The following is an 18,724-nucleotide window of genomic DNA, read 5'->3' on the forward strand; positions in this document are numbered from 1 at the left end:
TATTAATTGTTGATTACTTAAGTTGAATTACTGCGGGTTTCAATGTTGCATGCTGATAGATTTCTTTTCCGTCGGCATAAATGTGAAGGCCTTTTCCTTTATTGTATTTGCTGCCGGTTTTATCCCATTGCAGGGTAAGGATCTTGCCATGATAACTGATATTGTCCAATAAAAACCAATCCCAACGGCCCTGAGGAATAAGCGGATAAAATCCAAACGCATCGTCTGCACGGGGCTTAATACCGATCAGGTCATTAATGATCAGGTCACAAAACGTAGAGTGGTTGTAAAAGCTGCTTCTGGGATCATCGCCCTTTAACCAGCGCCCGTTCTTTTCATCCTGGTACTCACCCAAATACGGTTTACCATTCTTCTGATGTGAGGCAGCATATTTGTGCAATTCCTGATAAAACACCTTCGCGGTCATTTTACCATGATTTTTATAATTGGTCAGTAGGTTAGCCAGGCCTTTTAAAGTCTGTGAACTGGCAAAAGGCCATAATGCACCATCCCATTCACAGCTATGTCCGGATCCCCGGGTTCTGAATGTAGGCTCCCTTCTTTCAGCCGTCGTCAAACCCCACTTGGAGTTAAACCCTGAAGTATCCAATAACTGATCCCATGCTTTAGCGTAAGCGGGTTTATCAACAGGAAGATTAAAGTCCCAGGGCACAAAACCTATCGCTTCACGTGCTGCTGCCAGCTTTCCGGTAGCCAGTTTAGTTTTAAAGAAATTATGCTGACTGTCCCAGAGACTATCCTGCACCAGGCTTTTAAGCTGAGCAGCCTTGTTCGTATATTTTTGCAGCAGTGCCTTATTACCAACAACATCAGCTATACTGGCTAAGGCTTTTGCATTCCCATACATATAGCTGTTGATGGTTGGTCTTCTATTTTGGTCTTTTCTGGATCCGCTGACAGACTCTTCCATTCCATCCTTTACATCAAATTGCCAGAACAGGCCACTACTGAGGCCCCGCTCTTTTTCCCATTTGGAATAATCGGCATCTAACGCCGGTAAAATACGCTCCAGATGTGCTTTGTCTCCTTTTACCAAATAGTTCTGGTAAACGGCATCATCCAGCCAGCTGCTGAACTGATGAAAACGCTGTCTGGTTTGCCCCATATCAGCATGGTACAGCCAGAAGTCTATATATTCCTTTAAATAGTCTGTATTTTTAAGCCAGCGGCCTTCATAAATATGATGTCCCAGTGCACAACTGATAGAATTGTATTTACCCGCATGTTTGACAGGCTCAATAAATTCAGTAAAAATAAAACCTTCTGGTGTTTTCACCAGGTGCTTGCGAAAAGACCACCAACGATAGTAATAATTTTGCTCCAGCACCTCATCCGGACAGTCCAGCAAAGGCACATTTTGAGACAGCCAATCAAATGACTGTGCATTGGGCACATAATTTTTTACGGCTTCAGTATCAATGGAATTAAAGTATTCTACATATTTTCTAAGTTTCGCAGTACCGGCAGCCCCCTGCGCATGGACCAACCTTCCCATCAGCAGGAACAAAGCCATTAATATAAATTCTTTCTTATTCATCATTATTCAAACAACCAATCAATATCTTTTCCATTTCCATCAAGCCCTGCATTGTAAATTCTCATCTGCTGGTCCTCGCTGATAAATCCCAGCACCATACATGCCCCTTTCCCAAGGGTTAACGTATTGGTGCCACTTCCGAAGGAATAAGCATGGACATTTACTGGCGGATAACCATTTAGCAACAGTGCATTTGCGATCTTAATTTCCGACTGCCCGTAATTATTTGCACTGGCATCAGTCTCCAATTCCGGCGCAGGCAGGTAAGCAGGATTTTTTGCCTTAAAAAACCCTACCAAAACTTTCACCGGCTGATCGGCACTAAACTTAAGTACCGTTCCCTTAGTTATTTGCTGCGCTTTATTTAATTTAAGCCCCTTAAGCCCCTCCAGCTGGCTTGCGAATTCCTTTATTTTTATGGCAGAATCAGCAAATACTACTGCATCCTCGTTGATGATATAACTTTCATTACCGGGCAACAGCTTCACTGAAGCATTTTTAAAGGGCTCCAGGAGATTTGCTTTTCCGGAACCGGCAGCTTTTAAAGAATCAATACTCCTTTTAAAATGATTCAGCTCCTTGGTGTACACGGGTAACATTTCCTTCCAGTGGATAAAGGTTTTATCAACCCCTCTCATCGGAATTTTCCGCTGCTTGGTCTGCATGCTATTGGCATACAGATATTCATTTTCTGTGAGCTCCACCAGTTTTGCATAATGAGCCAGGCTTTTTTGAAGAAAAGGCAATGCTTTTGTTAAATCACTGAGGTCATTTGAATATTTATAACGGAGTATCCACAGGGCCGCTTTAACCTTTTCCGCATAAGAAATAGCCATTTGGTTATAGCAGTACATGTCATTTTTTAGTCGGTCAAACTCCGCTTTGTCTTTGGTTACTGCCAGGGCCGCTTTATCAATGGCTTCAACAGCTTTGCTGCCATGATCGATCACCTCTTTGGCAACCTGCACAGGTGTTTCGCCGATATGCCCCTGTTTTTTCCACTCTTTTTCGGCGTATTCAATAATCATTTCGCCTTCGGGTGCCTCAGATTCATAAAGCATGGTAAATAATCCGTAACGGAATGGGTTAATCAATTGAGTCATCAGCATTCCTAAAGTCAGTGTCTGTCTGTTTCCGTCAGTAATGCCATAGCGTCTAAGTAATTTAGGTGATATTTCTCCTGATTCTTCATAGGCATTAAGAATGGCTTTACCACTGTTGAGATCTGTACCATATTTACCGGCCAGCAAACCACCCCAATAGTCTATCTCTGCCGCTCTTTCGCGTTTAGAATTCCAGGAATAACGTGCCCATGCCTTGTACCATATCCAATCCCTGTCTACCTGCAGCAGACGCGTATCGGCTATATCGGCGGTATATGGCCAGTCCCAGTAAGATGCCTGTGGATACAAGTGCAAACCGTTGGCCCCATAAACTTCATGCATAGCTTTTACAGACTTCTGGATGAAATCTGCAGATCCATACCGGAACGGCTCCAGATTAGCCAGAATGTGTACATTTTCTATATGTACCGTACCAATGCTGCTGAGTTTTCTATGCAATTCTGCCCAACTCCCTCTGGGTGTATAGGTGGTTAAGGCCTCTCCGTTATATTTAGCCATGGTATAAAGGTTTTTATACAAAGGCAGGGCATCTTTCATTACCCTTGGTGCATCGCTATCGTGTGCCCGCAAAACGATCGGAGGCTCTGTACTGATCCCCGAGGCTTTTAGGCCGTCCTGAACACCAGGTATAATCGTTTTTGTAAACCAGTCAACATCGTCCTGTCCTACTCCTTCCATCGCCTCCCCGAGTGTAATCAGCAGACCAACATTGGGATATTTGGCCACAAAGGCAGCAATAGATTTACGTGTATAATCAGCGATCAATGGGATAATCGGACGGTTTCTGTCTTGTGTTTTTAATCCATGCTTTTCTGCAAAAGGCTTTGGAATGATAATGTTATAGAACATCTGAATTACCCAAATACCGCGTTTGTCAGCTTCCTGGGTCAGAAACCGGAACATCTCCTCATTTTTTTTAAACGTAACATCGTCTACCTCAACAGCATAGGGATATTCTTTAAGCTTCACTAAAGAAGAAAAAGGGTGGCCATTCCACAGGTAAAGTGAATTGTAACGGTTCTCCACCATCATATCCAGGTATTGAAGCCATAGTGTCTTGTCATAAAACCATGGAAAAGATTCCGGTGTATAGGGATATTCGTAGACATCTCTTCCGGGTAAATAATCTGGTTTTTGCAGACCGATACAGGTACCCCGCAACACCATTTCCGGCTGATCGGTAATTGATATCTGATCAGGCAGCCTACCGTTTTTATTGATCTGATTTATCAGCTCCATACAACCATACAGGGTTCCTGAGTAGTCTGTTCCTTCAATACTCAGTAGTTTGTTTTTATTATACCTGATACTGAAGCCCTCTTTGCCAGCTTGTTTATCGGTGCTCATCTGCGCACCTGAGCCCCTCATCAGCGGATCTCCTTTTGTACCAATTAAGATCAGGTTATCACCCGATGGTATTTTGTCTTGCTGTACAATTTCAACCTCATAACCAATTGAGGATAAGGACTTCGCTAATTTATCCGCTCCAAACTTGATCCTGGGATTACTTTTTGCAGGAATAACAAGGGTATATCTGCTCTTTGGAAGAATATGGGATGCGCTGGATTCTGGAGTACCAAAAAACACAAGGCATAGTAAAATAAAAATAGGATAATTTCTCATTCAAACATTTTTCAGAAAATCTAAGTCTTAAAATGACTCAGGCTATATTTGGTTAATAAAGGGAATCTCAAATATAAGGGCAGCACCAGCTGCTTTACTGTAGTATTTCCCCAAAAATTTATAGGATGTTACCATCGGGTTTAAAAATATGCCGGTTGCCAGGTAAATGAAGTAAGTTCATATTACTTTTTTGTGGGTTTGTTCCCAATCCAGTTTACCAAATCCCGCGCTGCTTTAAAATTCTCAAATTCAGCTGGCAGCTTTCTTCCGTCAACATATTCATTATACAGCCATGGATCGCCAATCACAAATACGCTGCCTTTACCGAATTTTGTTGTGGCCATCACATTATCGCCATCTTTATCCTTTAAAACCGGCTGGGCTACAGATTCAATTTTAAGCGTACTGTACTCTTTGATATATAGCGTCTTGGCAGTTTTAAAAATCTCATTTCCGACAGGGACTGACAGCTTACCCATTTCAAACTGGTTTTTAACTACTCTTCCCTTACTGTTTTTTTCGAATTGGATTCCAAAAACTTTGGCGAGCTGATTAAAATGATCCAGTTCGGCATTTCCTGTATCGTTTGCCATCAGCAGCAAGATACCTCCTGCCTTTACCCAATCGGCTATCGCTTTGATGTGATCCTGGTCTATGAAATTTGGTTTGGGACTTTCTTTTTCTGTGTCCGGATCAACAATTATATAAACCGTTGCTTTTTTTAAATTAAGGGTTGCGGGAGCCTGATCTAAGGTAGCTGTTTTGAAACCGGCATTATTAAACACTGCTCCAAACATAGAGAAACCAACATTCTCCCTTTCATCCCACTTGTAGTGCCAGGATTTTAGATTACCACTCTGGTCCTCTTTAACTTCATTATTGAAATAAGAATCCAGGAGCACTGTTTTGCCCAGTCCGGGTTTTGGCATGCTTCCTATTTCCATCTCATTGGCCGCTTTTAAAAAGGCACCAACCCCTTTGGGATCGTTTGTGATGACCTTCTCACTCATATAATACTCATAGCTGCCGTCCCGGTAAGGCTTACCACCTAAACCAGACACCGCTACTGTACCTTTCAGCTCAATTTTACCTGCTGCAGGCTGCGCTATAAACTCCTGCTGCAGCCCCTGATATCCTTTAATTGCCACTGGTAAATACGATCGGGGAATATAACCCAACCGCACAGCCTTAGCAATGGCATAAATAAACATACCCGAAGCTGAAGACTCAAAATAATTGCCTTTCCCATTGGGTTGATCCAAAATATCAAACCATAGTCCGTTTTCAGGATGCTGAATATTTTTAATGGCGGCAGCAAACCGTCCTAAAATATTGATCAGCTCCCGGCGCCGGGGATGATCTGCGGGAAAATGATCAAGCACATCAACCAAAGCCATACCGTACCAGCCCATCGCCCTGCCCCAGACATGAGCAGAAAGACCCGTTTTAGGATCTGCCCAACGTTCAGCTTTTGAGGCGTCCCAACCATGGTACAGGAGGCCTGTTTTGGCATCTCTTGCATGTGCCTCCATATAGACAAATTGATTGACGATATCATCAAATGCCTCCTTATTGCCGATCAGCCTGGCATACTCCGCATAAAATGGTTGTCCCATATATAAGCCATCCAGCCACATTTGGTTAGGATAAATCTTTTTATGCCAGAAACCACCCTCTTCAGTTCTTGGTTGCTTATGTAGTTGCTCCCACAGTGTAGTCGCAGCTTTAAAATATTTTTGTTGTCCGGTTACTTTATAAAGGGTAAGCAGCACAGTACCGTTTTTCACATTATCAATGTTGAAATGATCCTGCTGGTAAGTATCAATCTGGCCATCAGCAGATATAAATTCATCCATGCGTGCCTGAATGTATTTAAAATAATCAGCATTACCTGTCCTGCACCATAAAGCAGCAAGACCGTCCTGCACCACCCCATGATCGTAGGACCATTTTTGCGCTCTCTTGGGCCAGACTTCCATTACAGTTCCGGCCATCTTTTCGGATAGGGATTTTTCCTGGCCCATCACGGTTTTCACGTTTGCAACCATGGCCACAATGACCGGTGCCAATAAGGTAAAAATCAGGAATCTTAATTGTTTCATACAGATAATATCATAAACGGTTTATATACAACTAACTCAACATGGTTTTAAATGCCAACTCCATAAAAAAGAAAATAAGTACCCAATGGTTATTGGGAATTTATTTCAATAAAACCAACACATCCTTTCTCCTGGATTCAGGCAATACTTTCAACGATTCTACCTTTCCATTTCTTAGCACTGCTTCCACAGTAGTTTGATATGGGGCATGCAGTTTGAAATGAACGTCCCATTCTTTTGGCCAGGCTGCAAAAAGGTAAATCTTCTTTTCATTTGTCTGAAGCAGCATCTCCTGCAACCCTATCATTCCCGACCCACCCCAGTTATGATCCGGCACCCAATCAAATCCTGGCCCCCAGAATGCGGGGAAGCGCCTTCCGGAATTTTTCAGCTTTTGCAGGGTCAGGTCTGCTGCTTGTTTGGTCAAACCTAGTCTGGCGGCAAAAATATTATCTTGCTTCCATCCGACATGACTTCTAAATTTAAGTACGTCTGGATCATATTTAAAGGTATTGACCGCCGTGTCTAGTCCGGGTCTGCCTATCCCGTAAATTCCCCATGGATATACCGGATACAATTGTGGACTTTCCGTATTATTGATCCGCTCCCACAGCTTCGCAGGGGCAATAGTTACGTGTCCATCAAACTCTCGGAAACTCAGGGGGGGGATACGCTTTAGCATCGTGTTCCAATTCGTTTGCTGCTCAATGGAGATGCCCTTAATCTCCAATGCGCGTTTCAGTACTGTCTTTAGCGCTGCAATGGTAGATGTGGCATTGTAAGTCATTTTATAGGTTTCAGCTGCTGATCCGGGGTATAAGATTAAATGCCCGTTTGCATCCAGCGTTTTGCTTCCCCGTTGCCTTGCCAGATAAGTATAGTGCGCATCAAAAAAGGTCAGTGAACTTTCAATCAGTGGAAGATATTCCTGAATATTTTTTCCTGCATAGCTTTCGGTTTCCATGATCATCATGCAGAATTCCAGAACGGTATCCCACTGGTATTCTAACCAGGCATTATATTCCATACCCTTATCATAACCCTCAGGTCTTTTCCAACCATATTCTGCCGGATTGGGTAATCCAAAGTTTTCCAATTGCTCAGTAAAGCTCGCCCCCTTATGCCCCCAGTAAAATTTGGATCTCAATTCTGCATTCCCGGCCAGGTTTTTGTAAAAATCAAACTGGGGCTTCATCAAATCAGCATCGCCGCTTTTCAGCATAGGCCAGTAAACCAACCGCTGGTTTTGCGCAGTATGTGTTCCTCCGCCCCAATTTCTAAAATCAGGGCTGAATTTTAAAGTGGGATCAACCTCTATCGGATCATAAGTAAAAAGCCCGCCATTAAACTTAGTGGGATAAGCACCATAGGCATTACAACCAAGCATATAACGGAAAAGAGCATAATTCCTGGCTGCCTCAACTGCCAGAGGTTCTGTCTGACTGCTGATATTAATAAAGCTTTTATCCCAATAGTCTTTCCACCATTTTTTTGTGGCACTGAAATCCTTAACTGAATTTAAAGTCAATGCTGTCTTTTTGAGTTCTATTTCCCATTCATTGGCGCTGGTTGCTCTTGCAGTATGCAAAGTGATTGCAATATTGATAGCATTTAAAGCATCACTACTTTTTAATTTCCAGCCTTTATAGGCAGTTCCCAGATAAGCTCCCGAATAATTACCAAAAGGCACCATACCATCTCCTTTCATAGCACCACCAAAAATCAGGCGCTTAAGTGGATTGAATAGTTCAGCACTTCTGGCTTCCATTCCCTGTTGGTTTACGGTAACATCAAAAACCGATTGATCATTATTTTTATGAAAAAAAACAACTTCGTTCTGCTTAAAGGCAATGCTGTCTTTAAATGTTTTCACTTCAGCAGGTGGTGCCCATTTGTAAGAGTTTTGGTTGTTTTCCTTGCCTTTGGTTACCCTGTCTTCAAATCTCCAGTTTTCATAACTGGCCTCTGCAGTAGTTTTATGGTTACTATTAATGTCTAAATGAACAATGGGTTTAAATACGTCTACCCATATTTTTACCATCGTAGTCAGCTTCCCTTTTTTACCCGTAACCCGTACATAGCCTTCTTTTAAAACCAATTCCTGCTTAAAATCTGCATCGGCATCAAAAGGATTTGGGCTTAATTTAAGCCTGACTCTTCCCTGCTTTAGTAAAGTATTGTTTTCATCAAATGTCCCGCTTCTTGAAATATAGAAAAGGAGTTCAGCATTTTCTACCCAGACATTCAAACCAATATCGCCACCACCGCACGGCATGGATTCTGAACTGCCGGCACTCTGGCTTGTCCATACTAAATTCGCATCAGCCGAAAAATTACGCTGTGCCTGAGCACTGCTTAAACAAGCCGATAATACCACAATATAAATGAGGATGATCTTTTTCACGTGTTATTATTAATTGTCCCAGTCGTCGGTTCTGAATGAAGATACAGGTAAACCGTCATTACCAAACAGCTCTCCGCTTACAAAGTCTTTAAATGCATAACGCACAGCTACAGGCACTTTTACTTGTTCAGCGGAAACGGTGACGCTGCTCCCGGAAAGTACTGCCTTTGCAGGATAAAACCGTTTATCTGACCCTGCAATCTCAAACAAGGTTAAGGATTTGCCAAAGGCTGTCAGTCCATTCACCGCCCCTGCAAATTTTAAGACGACCTTATTTTCTTTGATATTCATAGACTCATATACAGGACTCGCAGCGCCAAAGCCCTTGATGCCATAAGTACTGCTCAAAGCAAGATAAGCCAATCGTGTTCCTCCAGCTTCTTTATTTGCAGGATGGATGGAGTTTTCTTCACCTATATCCATCAGCACCGCCATCCCTGAGTTAGGTATTTTATGAATCGATTTTCGTTGTGCATCCCTGATAAATGCTGAGTTGTATTTCCCGCCTGTTTTATGCGGAGGAAGTTGGGCATAATTATAAGGGGCAATTTGCGCATAGAAAAAGGGAAATTCGCCTATACCCCATGCGCTACGCCATGCAGCAACCATTGCTGGAAATACCTCTTGATACCGGTCCGATCGGTCATAGTTAGATTCTCCCTGATACCATATGACCCCACGAATACCAAAACCAATCACAGGATATAACATCCCGTTATACAATGTGGTTGGTGTGCGGCTCACCTCTTTAATGGTATCTCCTTTTTCAGGAATCTTTACTTCAGGAAAAGATTTCAGCTGGGACGGGGACATCCATGCTTCGATGGATGAACCACCATAACTGTCATTGATCAAACCTATAGGCACCTGAAGCATTTCACTTAACAACTTACCAAAGTAGTACGCCGTGGCACTGAAATTGGCTACAGTTTCGGGCTTAGCTGCTTTCCACTCAGATGGCTTACTATTCTCCTGTCTTTCGGTTAAGGAGGCACGGGGCACAGTATATAATCTGATTTGCGCATTTGAAGATTTCAGTATAGCCTGGTTTGAACCCAGAATTGGCTGACCTTTAAAACCTTTCATTGGCATTTCCATATTGGACTGACCACCGCAAAACCATACTTCTCCAATTAAAATATCTTTTAAAGTGACGGTACTACCATCACTGATTGTAATCTCATAAGGTCCTCCTGCCAAAGGGGTGGCTATTTTAAACTTCCATTTTCCTGTTGCATCGCTCCTTACACGATACTTCTTTGCATTCCATGAGCTAATGAGTGAAACACTGCTCTCTGGTTTCGCCCAGCCCCAAACGGCTACCTCAGTCTGTTGCTGGAGCACCATATGATCGGTAAAAACGGAAGCTGGTCTGATTTGGGCAAAGGCAGCACTCATATAGAACACAAGGAGCATTGCAACTGCAATTACCTTTGAAATGACGGCTTTAAATTTTCTCATATCTATTGCTTTTTTCTTTCCATTCGTTTTCATATTCATCTGCTTACCGGTAGCCAAACTGACATTTCCGAATGTCCGCGGTTGCCCCAGGCAAAATATGGCACAAGCTTTATGGCAATACTGGTGGCCGATTTGTTAAAGGGCCGATAAAGCACATTTTTCCAGTCTTTATTTTCAATCAGCTGCGCATTGCCTTCAAGGCTCATCAGGTTGGCACCATCAATTTGAATGGGTTTCGCCTTTAAAGTGATGGAAGCAGGTATAACCGTATTAAAGACCCTTTTACCAGACAAATCAGAAGATTCCAAACAATACACCACCGGTCCGCGTTTAATCGCAACCTGATTACGGGTCTCTTCTACCAGGGGATTGGCTTCAACCAACTGTGCTTCCATAGGCAATACAAGTTCTAACTGGTCACCCTTTTTCCACTTTCGGTTTAGCGCTGCATATTTACCAGGATGCAAATCGATCGCCACAGCTTGGCCATTTATTTTTATCTGCGCATGATTTGTCCAGGCAGGGATACGTAAAAACAAGGAGTAGGGATTGGAACCTGTCTGCTTAATGGTGAGCTTGATATGGCCATCCCATGGATAATTGGTTTCCTGGTTGATATCAAGCTTCGACCCATCCTTTAAACGGGCGTTGACTTCATTACCCCCGTAAAGGTTAAACCAAAGTCCTTCATCAGAAATGCTATAGGCATAATTGCTCACCTGGGCAATGGTACGCACTACGTTAGGCGGACAGCAGTTAGACAATCCAATATAAGGAACACGCTCCTTTGACCACCGTTGTTGAAAAGGCAGATCATCTGAATAGCTCAGTGGATTGGTATAAAGAAACTTCTTACCATCCAGACTAATACCAGACAGCACGCTGTTGTATAAAGCCAGTTCCATTACATCAGCATATTTAGCATCTCCTGTCAACTGTAGCATACGCCAGTTCCACAGCACATTACCAATGTTGGCACACGTCTCATTGTGGGCCGTAAAATTCGGCAATTGATAGTCACGACCAAAAGCCTGATGAATCTTCTGTACCTGTGCAGGATCATATGATGTACCATCTGGAGAGGTACCGTCATACAAAGATCCGCAGCCTCCGGTAATGTACATTTTATGACTGGTTACATCATTCCACATTAAATTAAGGGTATTCATTAGTGAGTCACTCCCGGTTTCTGCACATAGATCTGCTACTCCTGCGTACAGATAATTTGCCCTCACGGCATGTCCTGTCGCTTTGGTTTGTTGTAAAAAAGGTAACCTATCCTGATTGTCATCGGTGCCATCCTCTATTTTTCCCTTTATAGCGATCAGATGTTTTGCCAGCTCAAGATAACGCGGATCTCTTGTGGTGCGGTACATTTCTATAACACCCATATAGTGAGAAGGACAAATGGCATTTCTGGCCAAAGCCGGGGATGCCTTCTTATAGAAATTATAAAGGTATTCTGTAGCTTTTTTCGCCACGTTTAATAAAGCGGTTTTACCTGTCGCTCTATAATGTACACATGCGGCGGTCATCAAATGACCAATATTATACGCTTCAAAACTTAACCGGTCCTGAAACTGATTCTTTGAACCTGTTTTACGTTGCTCAATCATCGCCTTGGTATAGATATACCCATCTTCACGCTGTGATTTTGCAATAACGGCAATGGACTTGTCCATAACCTCATTCAGCTTGGGGTCGCCACTGGAGGCGTACAAACTTGCCACAGCTTCCAGTGTTTTATAGTAATCGCCGTCATGAAATGAAGGACCTTTATGCGATCCGGTATCCAGACCAGCAGCGATCTGAAAATTCTTAAATGCGTGACTAATGTCTGCGTCATTATAAATGGCCCACATATTAGGCACCATGGTTTCTTTCGCTACCTTAAAACGGTCCGCCCAGAATCCCCTGGTCCAGCTTACATCTCTCATGTTCAGACTGTGCAGCCTGGCGTATGGACTTTCAGATGTATTTACCAGACTTTTATCCTGAGCCTGGCTCAGGGAGGCAGCTAATAAGAATGCACCGAATAAAAGAGAATGGATAGATAGGCTTATATTTTTCATTTCAAAGTTTAGCTAAATGATCGGTTCTTTTAATTTACGGGAACTGTTAACAGCCGGATAGGCCCGGGCAATCCTGCCGGATTTAAAGGTTTCCCCTTGAGTCTGTAGGGTGCTGTTGTTTTTGTGATTCGCCTGCTTTCGGGCAGGTGCTGATCTCCCATCAACCTATTTGCCCAGGTATTGGTTACGTCAATGATCAGTTCATTTTTTCCCCGCTTCAACGCGCCGGTCACATCGGCCTGAAAAGGAGCTGTCCAAACCACACCACAGGAAATACCATTTACTTTTACCTCGGCAATACATCCTACCTTTCCCAGATCTAACAGGTACTGTTGCCCTTCCTGTTTTTCGAGGTTGATCGTGTTTGCATATACTGCTGTACCAGAGTAGTATTTAATCAGGGTATCCGGATGTTTAGTCCAGTCCACCAGTTCCTTAAATAAAACCGGCTTTGCAGGTCCGCCCAGTCGGGCATCAAAGGTAACCTGCCAATCATCCTTAAAGGTTTCGATTACTTTTGGCTCCGGCCAGTTGTTTCCAGTACCGGCCCGGTCTAACTGAGCTTTTTTGTTAAAAATCACAAAGACAGAGGCATTGGCTGCTAATTTTAAAGTCATGGCCGTTCTGCCACCGGTAGTACTCCAATTCCTTACACTTGTTGTCTTATCCGTTACCGCGTCGTACAATTGAGGGATCCTTCCGGCAATCCGAAAAGAAAATTGTAAAACTCTTTCTTCCTGCTGCTGGTTAGCTATAAAATACAATTCCTGATCTGGGGTAAGGCGATGTGTATAAGCTATTTTTTTAGCATACAGACCTTGTTCGTCCGTTACGATTAAATCTCTCGGTAATCCCAGTTCATCAAATGTCTCGGGTTGGTAAGGACCTTTAATCACCTTACCCTGACCTATAGTTTTGATTTGAAACTGTCCGATACCTGTTCCCATTGTCTTAAAATTACCCGCCCAAAGCGCATTGATGACCGGAGAATATTGGTTGTTGACTGTTTTCAGTAGTCCGGGCTGATGGGCCGGTTGTTCAGTTACAATGATTGTAGCACCTGCTTTTACCAGTTCCAGCAATTTACTGGCTACCGCAAAACTCATCCATTTGTAATTGGGATTTAAGGCGGTCTTACCTGGTATAACCAATATTTTATAGCTTGCCCCGCTTGTAAACTCAACGTTTCCATTACGTACAATTGCTGTCATTAAAACATCCGGGTTAAAGGAATCATAAGCATAACCTCTCAATGGATTAACCCAGTTTTCCGGATCGCTCATATTAGCAGAATGGGTTACACCTGCTGGTATTTGCCTTAAAGGTTCCCCTGAATTACTTAATCTTAATGCCTCTGCGTCGACCACATCAGCACCGAAAACACCAGGCAAAACAGCTACCAAACGATCAGGCAAAACAGCGCGACGCGGAATTTCTTCTCCGGTAAATACGGCAATGTCCGCAACAGGTTTCCCCTGCTGCAAGCGTTGCTGACTGCGTGCTGCGTAATCCACCCAGGCCTTACCTTGTTTCCACCAGGTCTGATCGCGCTGAAAATACAAGCCTACGCCATCCAGGGTCATTCCCGGTTTTCTGTCCATCCATGGATTGTGCGTAAACACATGATAAACGAGCTTATTGATGCCCAACGCATAATTTCTATCCTGCAATGTTTTCATGTTACCCGGATGCTCGTTCCAGTCCATACGAACCGTTGTAAATGCTTCTGCCTGAATGATATTTTTACCGTAAATATGCGCACCTGAAATGGCATCCATCATGTCATTGGGTTTATCATGTGTGGGACTGTTAAGCCAGAATTCTCCCATCGGTACATCTACTTTTTTGTAATGCATTAAGCCATCACTAACCATAGTAGGCGCTACACTTTCTGCAGTAAAACTTACGCCTTTCTCCTTAGCCAAAACAGCCAGAGTAGCATAAAATTGATCAACCACAAGCTCTGCAATCGTCAAACGCACATCATACAAAAAACTTTCAGAAACATCAGCACTTTGTATAGGGATCCCGACCATAATTGGCAGATAGGGCATTAAGTCATACCCTCTGCGCTTTCTAAATTCCTGAGCAAATAAAGACGACCAGTTTTGGCTACCGCACTCCCAGCTGTCGACATGAAAAACACTTAATATTTTTGAGGCCAGCTCAGGTCCCGCCCTACGGACCGCTTCCCCATACCAGCTGTCAAATTGCAATTTAACAGCGGCCGGGTTAAACTTATCGCATTCCAATCCCATACCGCCTCCACCAGTAGCATTTTTATGTCCGGTAGAAGTATGGCCTATTCTTATGATGGTCCAATTTCCTTTTGGTACAGTCCAGCTTAAGCTGCCATCTGCACTTAGACTGGAAGTTAAGTTGCGTATTTTATTTAAAGGAACACATAACTGTTGGGCAATCTGAGCTTCATTGCTTCGCTTGCTCACCCGCCATACTGCGCCGGATTTCCCTTCATATTGATTGATTCTCGGCTCAGAAGACAGTTCCAGATTAAGCAATTTTAAAGATGGTTTCCATTTCGCTGCATCCAGGTCTTCTGCGCCGGGTTCTGAACCTTTTTTATCATAAACAAAACGATAATACTTTGCTGCAACAGGGGCTATAGCATGGGTCACATCGGCATCCGTATCCTGCCATCCATGACGTGGGGGTTCAAGTCTGCCAATAGAACGAAATACTTTACCATTGTCACTTACTTGTATCTCCAATCGCTCCGCCTGGTAATTATTACCACTGGTCCTAACCGTGACCGTTCTACAGGTAAAAGCCTGCTCAAACTCATATTGAATCCAGCAAGGTTCGGCACTGCCAAAACTTTTTTTATTATCTACCCGCACTAATCCAGTTGCATCTGAGCCATTACTTGTGCTTATTTTGGGAACAACAGTCCGGGTTGAAATGCCTGCTCCTTCAACGGAAGGAAAAGCATATACGGCAATATCTTTATAGTAACCTTCAACCATTTTCGGCTGAGGAAGTTTTAATTTTACTGCTGTCCCTCCTTTAATATTTAACTGGGAGGATACTAACTTTTGCATAGAAAGTTCAGGTGTAATCCATGGTCCACCAGCAAGGGCAAAACCATCACTCACATGCATTCCTATTTTTAAATTTAATCGTTTGGCTTCCTCCATCGCAAATTTCACCATTCCCCACCATTCAGGGCTTAGTTGCAGGGCCGGAGGATCATATAGCGGTGGATTTGTAGCACCTTTAATTGGCATCAGATAAGCTCCCTTTATCCCAACCGTTTTCATGGCCTCGAGATCCGCTGTAATACCTGCTTTAGAAACTCCGGCCTGCATCCAGTACCAGAACACCCACGGTTTGGCCGCTTCCAGAGACTGGGACCGAGCTGTAGACAGCTGTAAACCGCAGATCAATGAAATAATGTAGAAACCTCTTTTTAATAAAAAAACCATAGTGTGCTTACTGATGTTCAACGCATTTATTTAGCGGCAACCTTATATCCTTTAAGTCCAAAAAACAAGATGATGAGAAAACAGATCAATGGTATACTATAGCCAATCTGAATATTGTCTCCATTTAAATCAATCATCGTCCCCATTCCATAAGGCAGAATTGCACCACCTACAATAGACATAATTAACCATGATGATCCAGGCTTAGTATCCTCTCCAATACCATCAATTCCAAGTGCAAATATTGTTGGAAACATAATTGACATGAAAAACCCTATTGCCCCTAATGCATAAACAACATAAGCCCCCTTACCAAAAACAGCTATCAGACATATAAAAATGGCTATGCCTGCATATATTGCTAATAATTTATGAGAAGGGATAAACTGCAAGACTGCTGTTCCCGCAAAGCGGCCAGCCATAAAGAGAAAACCATAAATTGCCAGGTAGTAGGCCGCTGTCTTTTCATCAAATCCTGCACCTTGTTGAGCCATCCTGATAAAAAAACTGGTTACACAAACTTGTGCCCCAACATAAAAAAACTGTGCAATTACTGCCCACCTTAAGTGCTTATGGCGCAAAGCGCCAAAAAAACTACCTTGGGCAATTCCGTCTTTACTTTTTGTTTTTATTTCCGGAAGATTAACAAAATAGAAGATGATGGCAACTAAAACTAACACCACTCCCAGAACAATATAGGGCATCTTTACAGCACCCGCCTCTTCCATAAAATAATTGGAACGAGCTACATCGGTCATCGCACCGAGTTCTTCCTTAGTATAGGATTTTCCGGAAAGAATGAATATCGAACCGACAAATGGTGCAACCATAGCAGCCAGACCATTAAAAGATGCGGCCAGATTTAATCTGCTTGTTGCCTTATCCGGGTCGCCCAAAACAGCAGCATAGGGGTTTGCAGAAGTTTCTAAAATGGTTAATCCACAGCCAATAATGAATAAGGCAATCAAAAAAGTAAGGTAGGACAATTGATTTGCCGCCGGCACAAATAAAAATGCGCCAATAGCAAACACCAGTAACCCAATGATCATACTCGCCTTATAACCCCACTTTTTAAGTATCATCCCTGCAGGAATGGCCATTAAAAAATAAGCTAGAAATACCGAAGTATCTATTAAAGTAGACTGGCGGTTATTCAAATCACAGGCCTTCTTTAGATGCGGGATAAGTATAGAATCCAGATTATGCGCCATTCCCCATAAAAAGAACAAACTCACTACCAGAATAAAAGGCACTAAATATTTTTTGCCTCTTGTATTATCTGCGTTACTATCAATAGCTGCATCCGCTATAAAGATTACTTCCTGTTCAGTCGTATGGTTCATGTGTTGGTTATATTAGGTTTGATGTTTTTTAAGTGTACAAAAACGGTTTGTATTATTTCCTTTTTACCAGTAACAGGTGTTCGCATACCAGCACCACTTCTCCATGTTGATTTTTTATTTCTACGTGTTCCGTTACCGTTCCATATTCAGGTTTTTTAGCTTCTGCCTTTTCAGCAATGGTTATTTCCGAATGAATTGTATCACCTATATAAACAGGTTTAACAAAACGTAAGCGATCGTATCCTTTAGAAAAAGCCTCCGGATTAATTTCAGAAGCAGTTAATCCAATGCCTATACTAAAGATCATTGTTCCATGCGCTATTCTATGTTTAAACGGCTGGGTTTTGCACCATTCCTCATCCATATGATGTGGAAAGAAATCACCTGTATGTCCGGCATGAACTACAAAATCCGTTTCGGTAATCGTCCTTCCAAGTGTAACCCGTTTATCTGCCAAAAGGTATTCTTCAAAAAATATCGATTTAAAATACATCGTTTATTACTTGTTTATAATGTTATTAGTTTTAAGCTGGTCGCTTATTTTAACTCCTCCAGTATCGCTGGACAGGTAAGCGCTTTCTACTACCGCCATTGTTTTTATTACATCCTCTACACTTGTATACAACACATCAGAGGAGCCTTCCTTATAGCGCATTAAATTAGACATCGTGCCAATAAATGCTTCCGGAAACCATGATCCTTCCAAGTTCAATTGTGTCCATACAGGAGTCTTCCCTTCTTCGAGCAAGCAATATTCAAATAGGTCAGGAACACCATTAGGGTAATCCATCAGTAAACCCATTTTCGCTTTTATAACACCTTTGGTCCCCTCCCACTTGATAAAACTCTCCTGATTAGAAGATCCAAAATCATGATCATGGTTCGTGTTGATCACCGCATGCATCGTATCTCCATAATCAAACAAAATTGTTGAACGGGACGAAGACAGGGTCTTTGCGGGATGCCTTAACGTTTTGGCCATTATCGTTTCCGGTTCGCCTAAAAAAGAACGCAAGAGATCGATATAATGAATGCTATGGTATTGTATTTCCAGTCGCGGATGAATCATCACATGAGGAAAGATCTCCCATGGTGTTTTAATGGTTACCCTAACTTCCATATCGTACAGCTCACCAATCAGCCCTTTTTGTATCATATCTCTGGCAGCACTTACATAAGGTGCAAAGCGTAGCTGGAAATTGACAGCTGCAACCAGTTTCTTTGTCCTGCATAACTCAAGTATTTCCTGGGCCTGATGAAAATTATCACCCATAGGTTTCTGAATCAAAACCGCAGCACCATCAGGCAATTGGTTTAATACGTCCAAATATTGCTCAGGCATAATGGTCAGGTCATACACAGTATCCGCTGGTGCTTTAGCAACCGCCTCAGGTACTGAATCATAGACATTGGCAATTCCAAAGGCATGCGCTAGTTTTTCAGCTCTATCTTTTGTCCGGTTTACAATTCCATGGACGGTAAAACCTGCTTTTTTATAGGCTGGAAGATGCGCATCTGCTACAATACCACCCGCACCAATAATAATAATGGGTTGTACGGTTAGGGGAAGCTGAGGTTTATAGGTAATTTCCAT

General features: G+C 42.7%; 10 protein-coding genes. All 10 read right to left on the reverse strand.

Annotated elements, in window-relative coordinates:
- Positions 1-13 precede the first annotated feature (13 nt).
- Positions 14-1,561, reverse strand: a complete 1,548-nt coding sequence (locus AC6CH7_RS13195; RefSeq protein ID WP_498263179.1) for an MGH1-like glycoside hydrolase domain-containing protein — start codon at positions 1,559-1,561, stop codon at positions 14-16.
- The gene (locus tag AC6CH7_RS13200; RefSeq protein WP_498263180.1) at positions 1,561-4,305 is read right to left on the reverse strand and encodes an alpha-d-galacturonidase; all 2,745 of its coding nucleotides are present in this window, start codon (positions 4,303-4,305) and stop codon (positions 1,561-1,563) included. Before AC6CH7_RS13200 ends, AC6CH7_RS13195 begins: the two co-directional genes overlap by 1 nt.
- 182 nt (positions 4,306-4,487) lie before the next feature.
- On the reverse strand, positions 4,488-6,407 hold the full coding sequence (locus AC6CH7_RS13205; RefSeq protein WP_498263181.1) for a glycoside hydrolase family 88/105 protein: 1,920 nt from the start codon (positions 6,405-6,407) through the stop codon (positions 4,488-4,490).
- A 100-nt stretch (positions 6,408-6,507) separates the two neighbouring features.
- Positions 6,508-8,811 carry a DUF5703 domain-containing protein gene (locus AC6CH7_RS13210; protein ID WP_498263182.1) on the reverse strand — a complete coding sequence of 768 codons (2,304 nt, stop codon included), beginning with the start codon at positions 8,809-8,811 and terminating at the stop codon, positions 6,508-6,510.
- A 9-nt stretch (positions 8,812-8,820) separates the two neighbouring features.
- The gene (locus AC6CH7_RS13215; protein WP_498263183.1) at positions 8,821-10,272 is read right to left on the reverse strand and encodes a sialate O-acetylesterase; all 1,452 of its coding nucleotides are present in this window, start codon (positions 10,270-10,272) and stop codon (positions 8,821-8,823) included.
- A gap of 35 nt (positions 10,273-10,307) precedes the next feature.
- Positions 10,308-12,344, reverse strand: coding sequence for an aceric acid hydrolase (locus AC6CH7_RS13220; protein ID WP_498263184.1), 2,037 nt, complete (start codon positions 12,342-12,344; stop codon positions 10,308-10,310).
- 29 nt (positions 12,345-12,373) lie between these two features.
- Positions 12,374-15,787, reverse strand: coding sequence for a glycosyl hydrolase (locus AC6CH7_RS13225; RefSeq protein WP_498263185.1), 3,414 nt, complete (start codon positions 15,785-15,787; stop codon positions 12,374-12,376).
- A gap of 26 nt (positions 15,788-15,813) precedes the next feature.
- Positions 15,814-17,130: an L-fucose:H+ symporter permease gene (fucP, locus tag AC6CH7_RS13230; RefSeq protein WP_498263186.1), complete on the reverse strand. Its 1,317-nt coding sequence runs from the start codon at positions 17,128-17,130 to the stop codon at positions 15,814-15,816.
- 52 nt (positions 17,131-17,182) lie between these two features.
- The gene (locus AC6CH7_RS13235; RefSeq protein ID WP_498263187.1) at positions 17,183-17,623 is read right to left on the reverse strand and encodes a MaoC/PaaZ C-terminal domain-containing protein; all 441 of its coding nucleotides are present in this window, start codon (positions 17,621-17,623) and stop codon (positions 17,183-17,185) included.
- 6 nt (positions 17,624-17,629) lie between these two features.
- Entirely contained in the window at positions 17,630-18,724 is a 1,095-nt protein-coding gene (locus AC6CH7_RS13240; RefSeq protein WP_498263188.1) for a Gfo/Idh/MocA family protein, read from the reverse strand.

The sequence above is a fragment of the Pedobacter sp. GQ55 genome, from assembly GCF_059758925.1.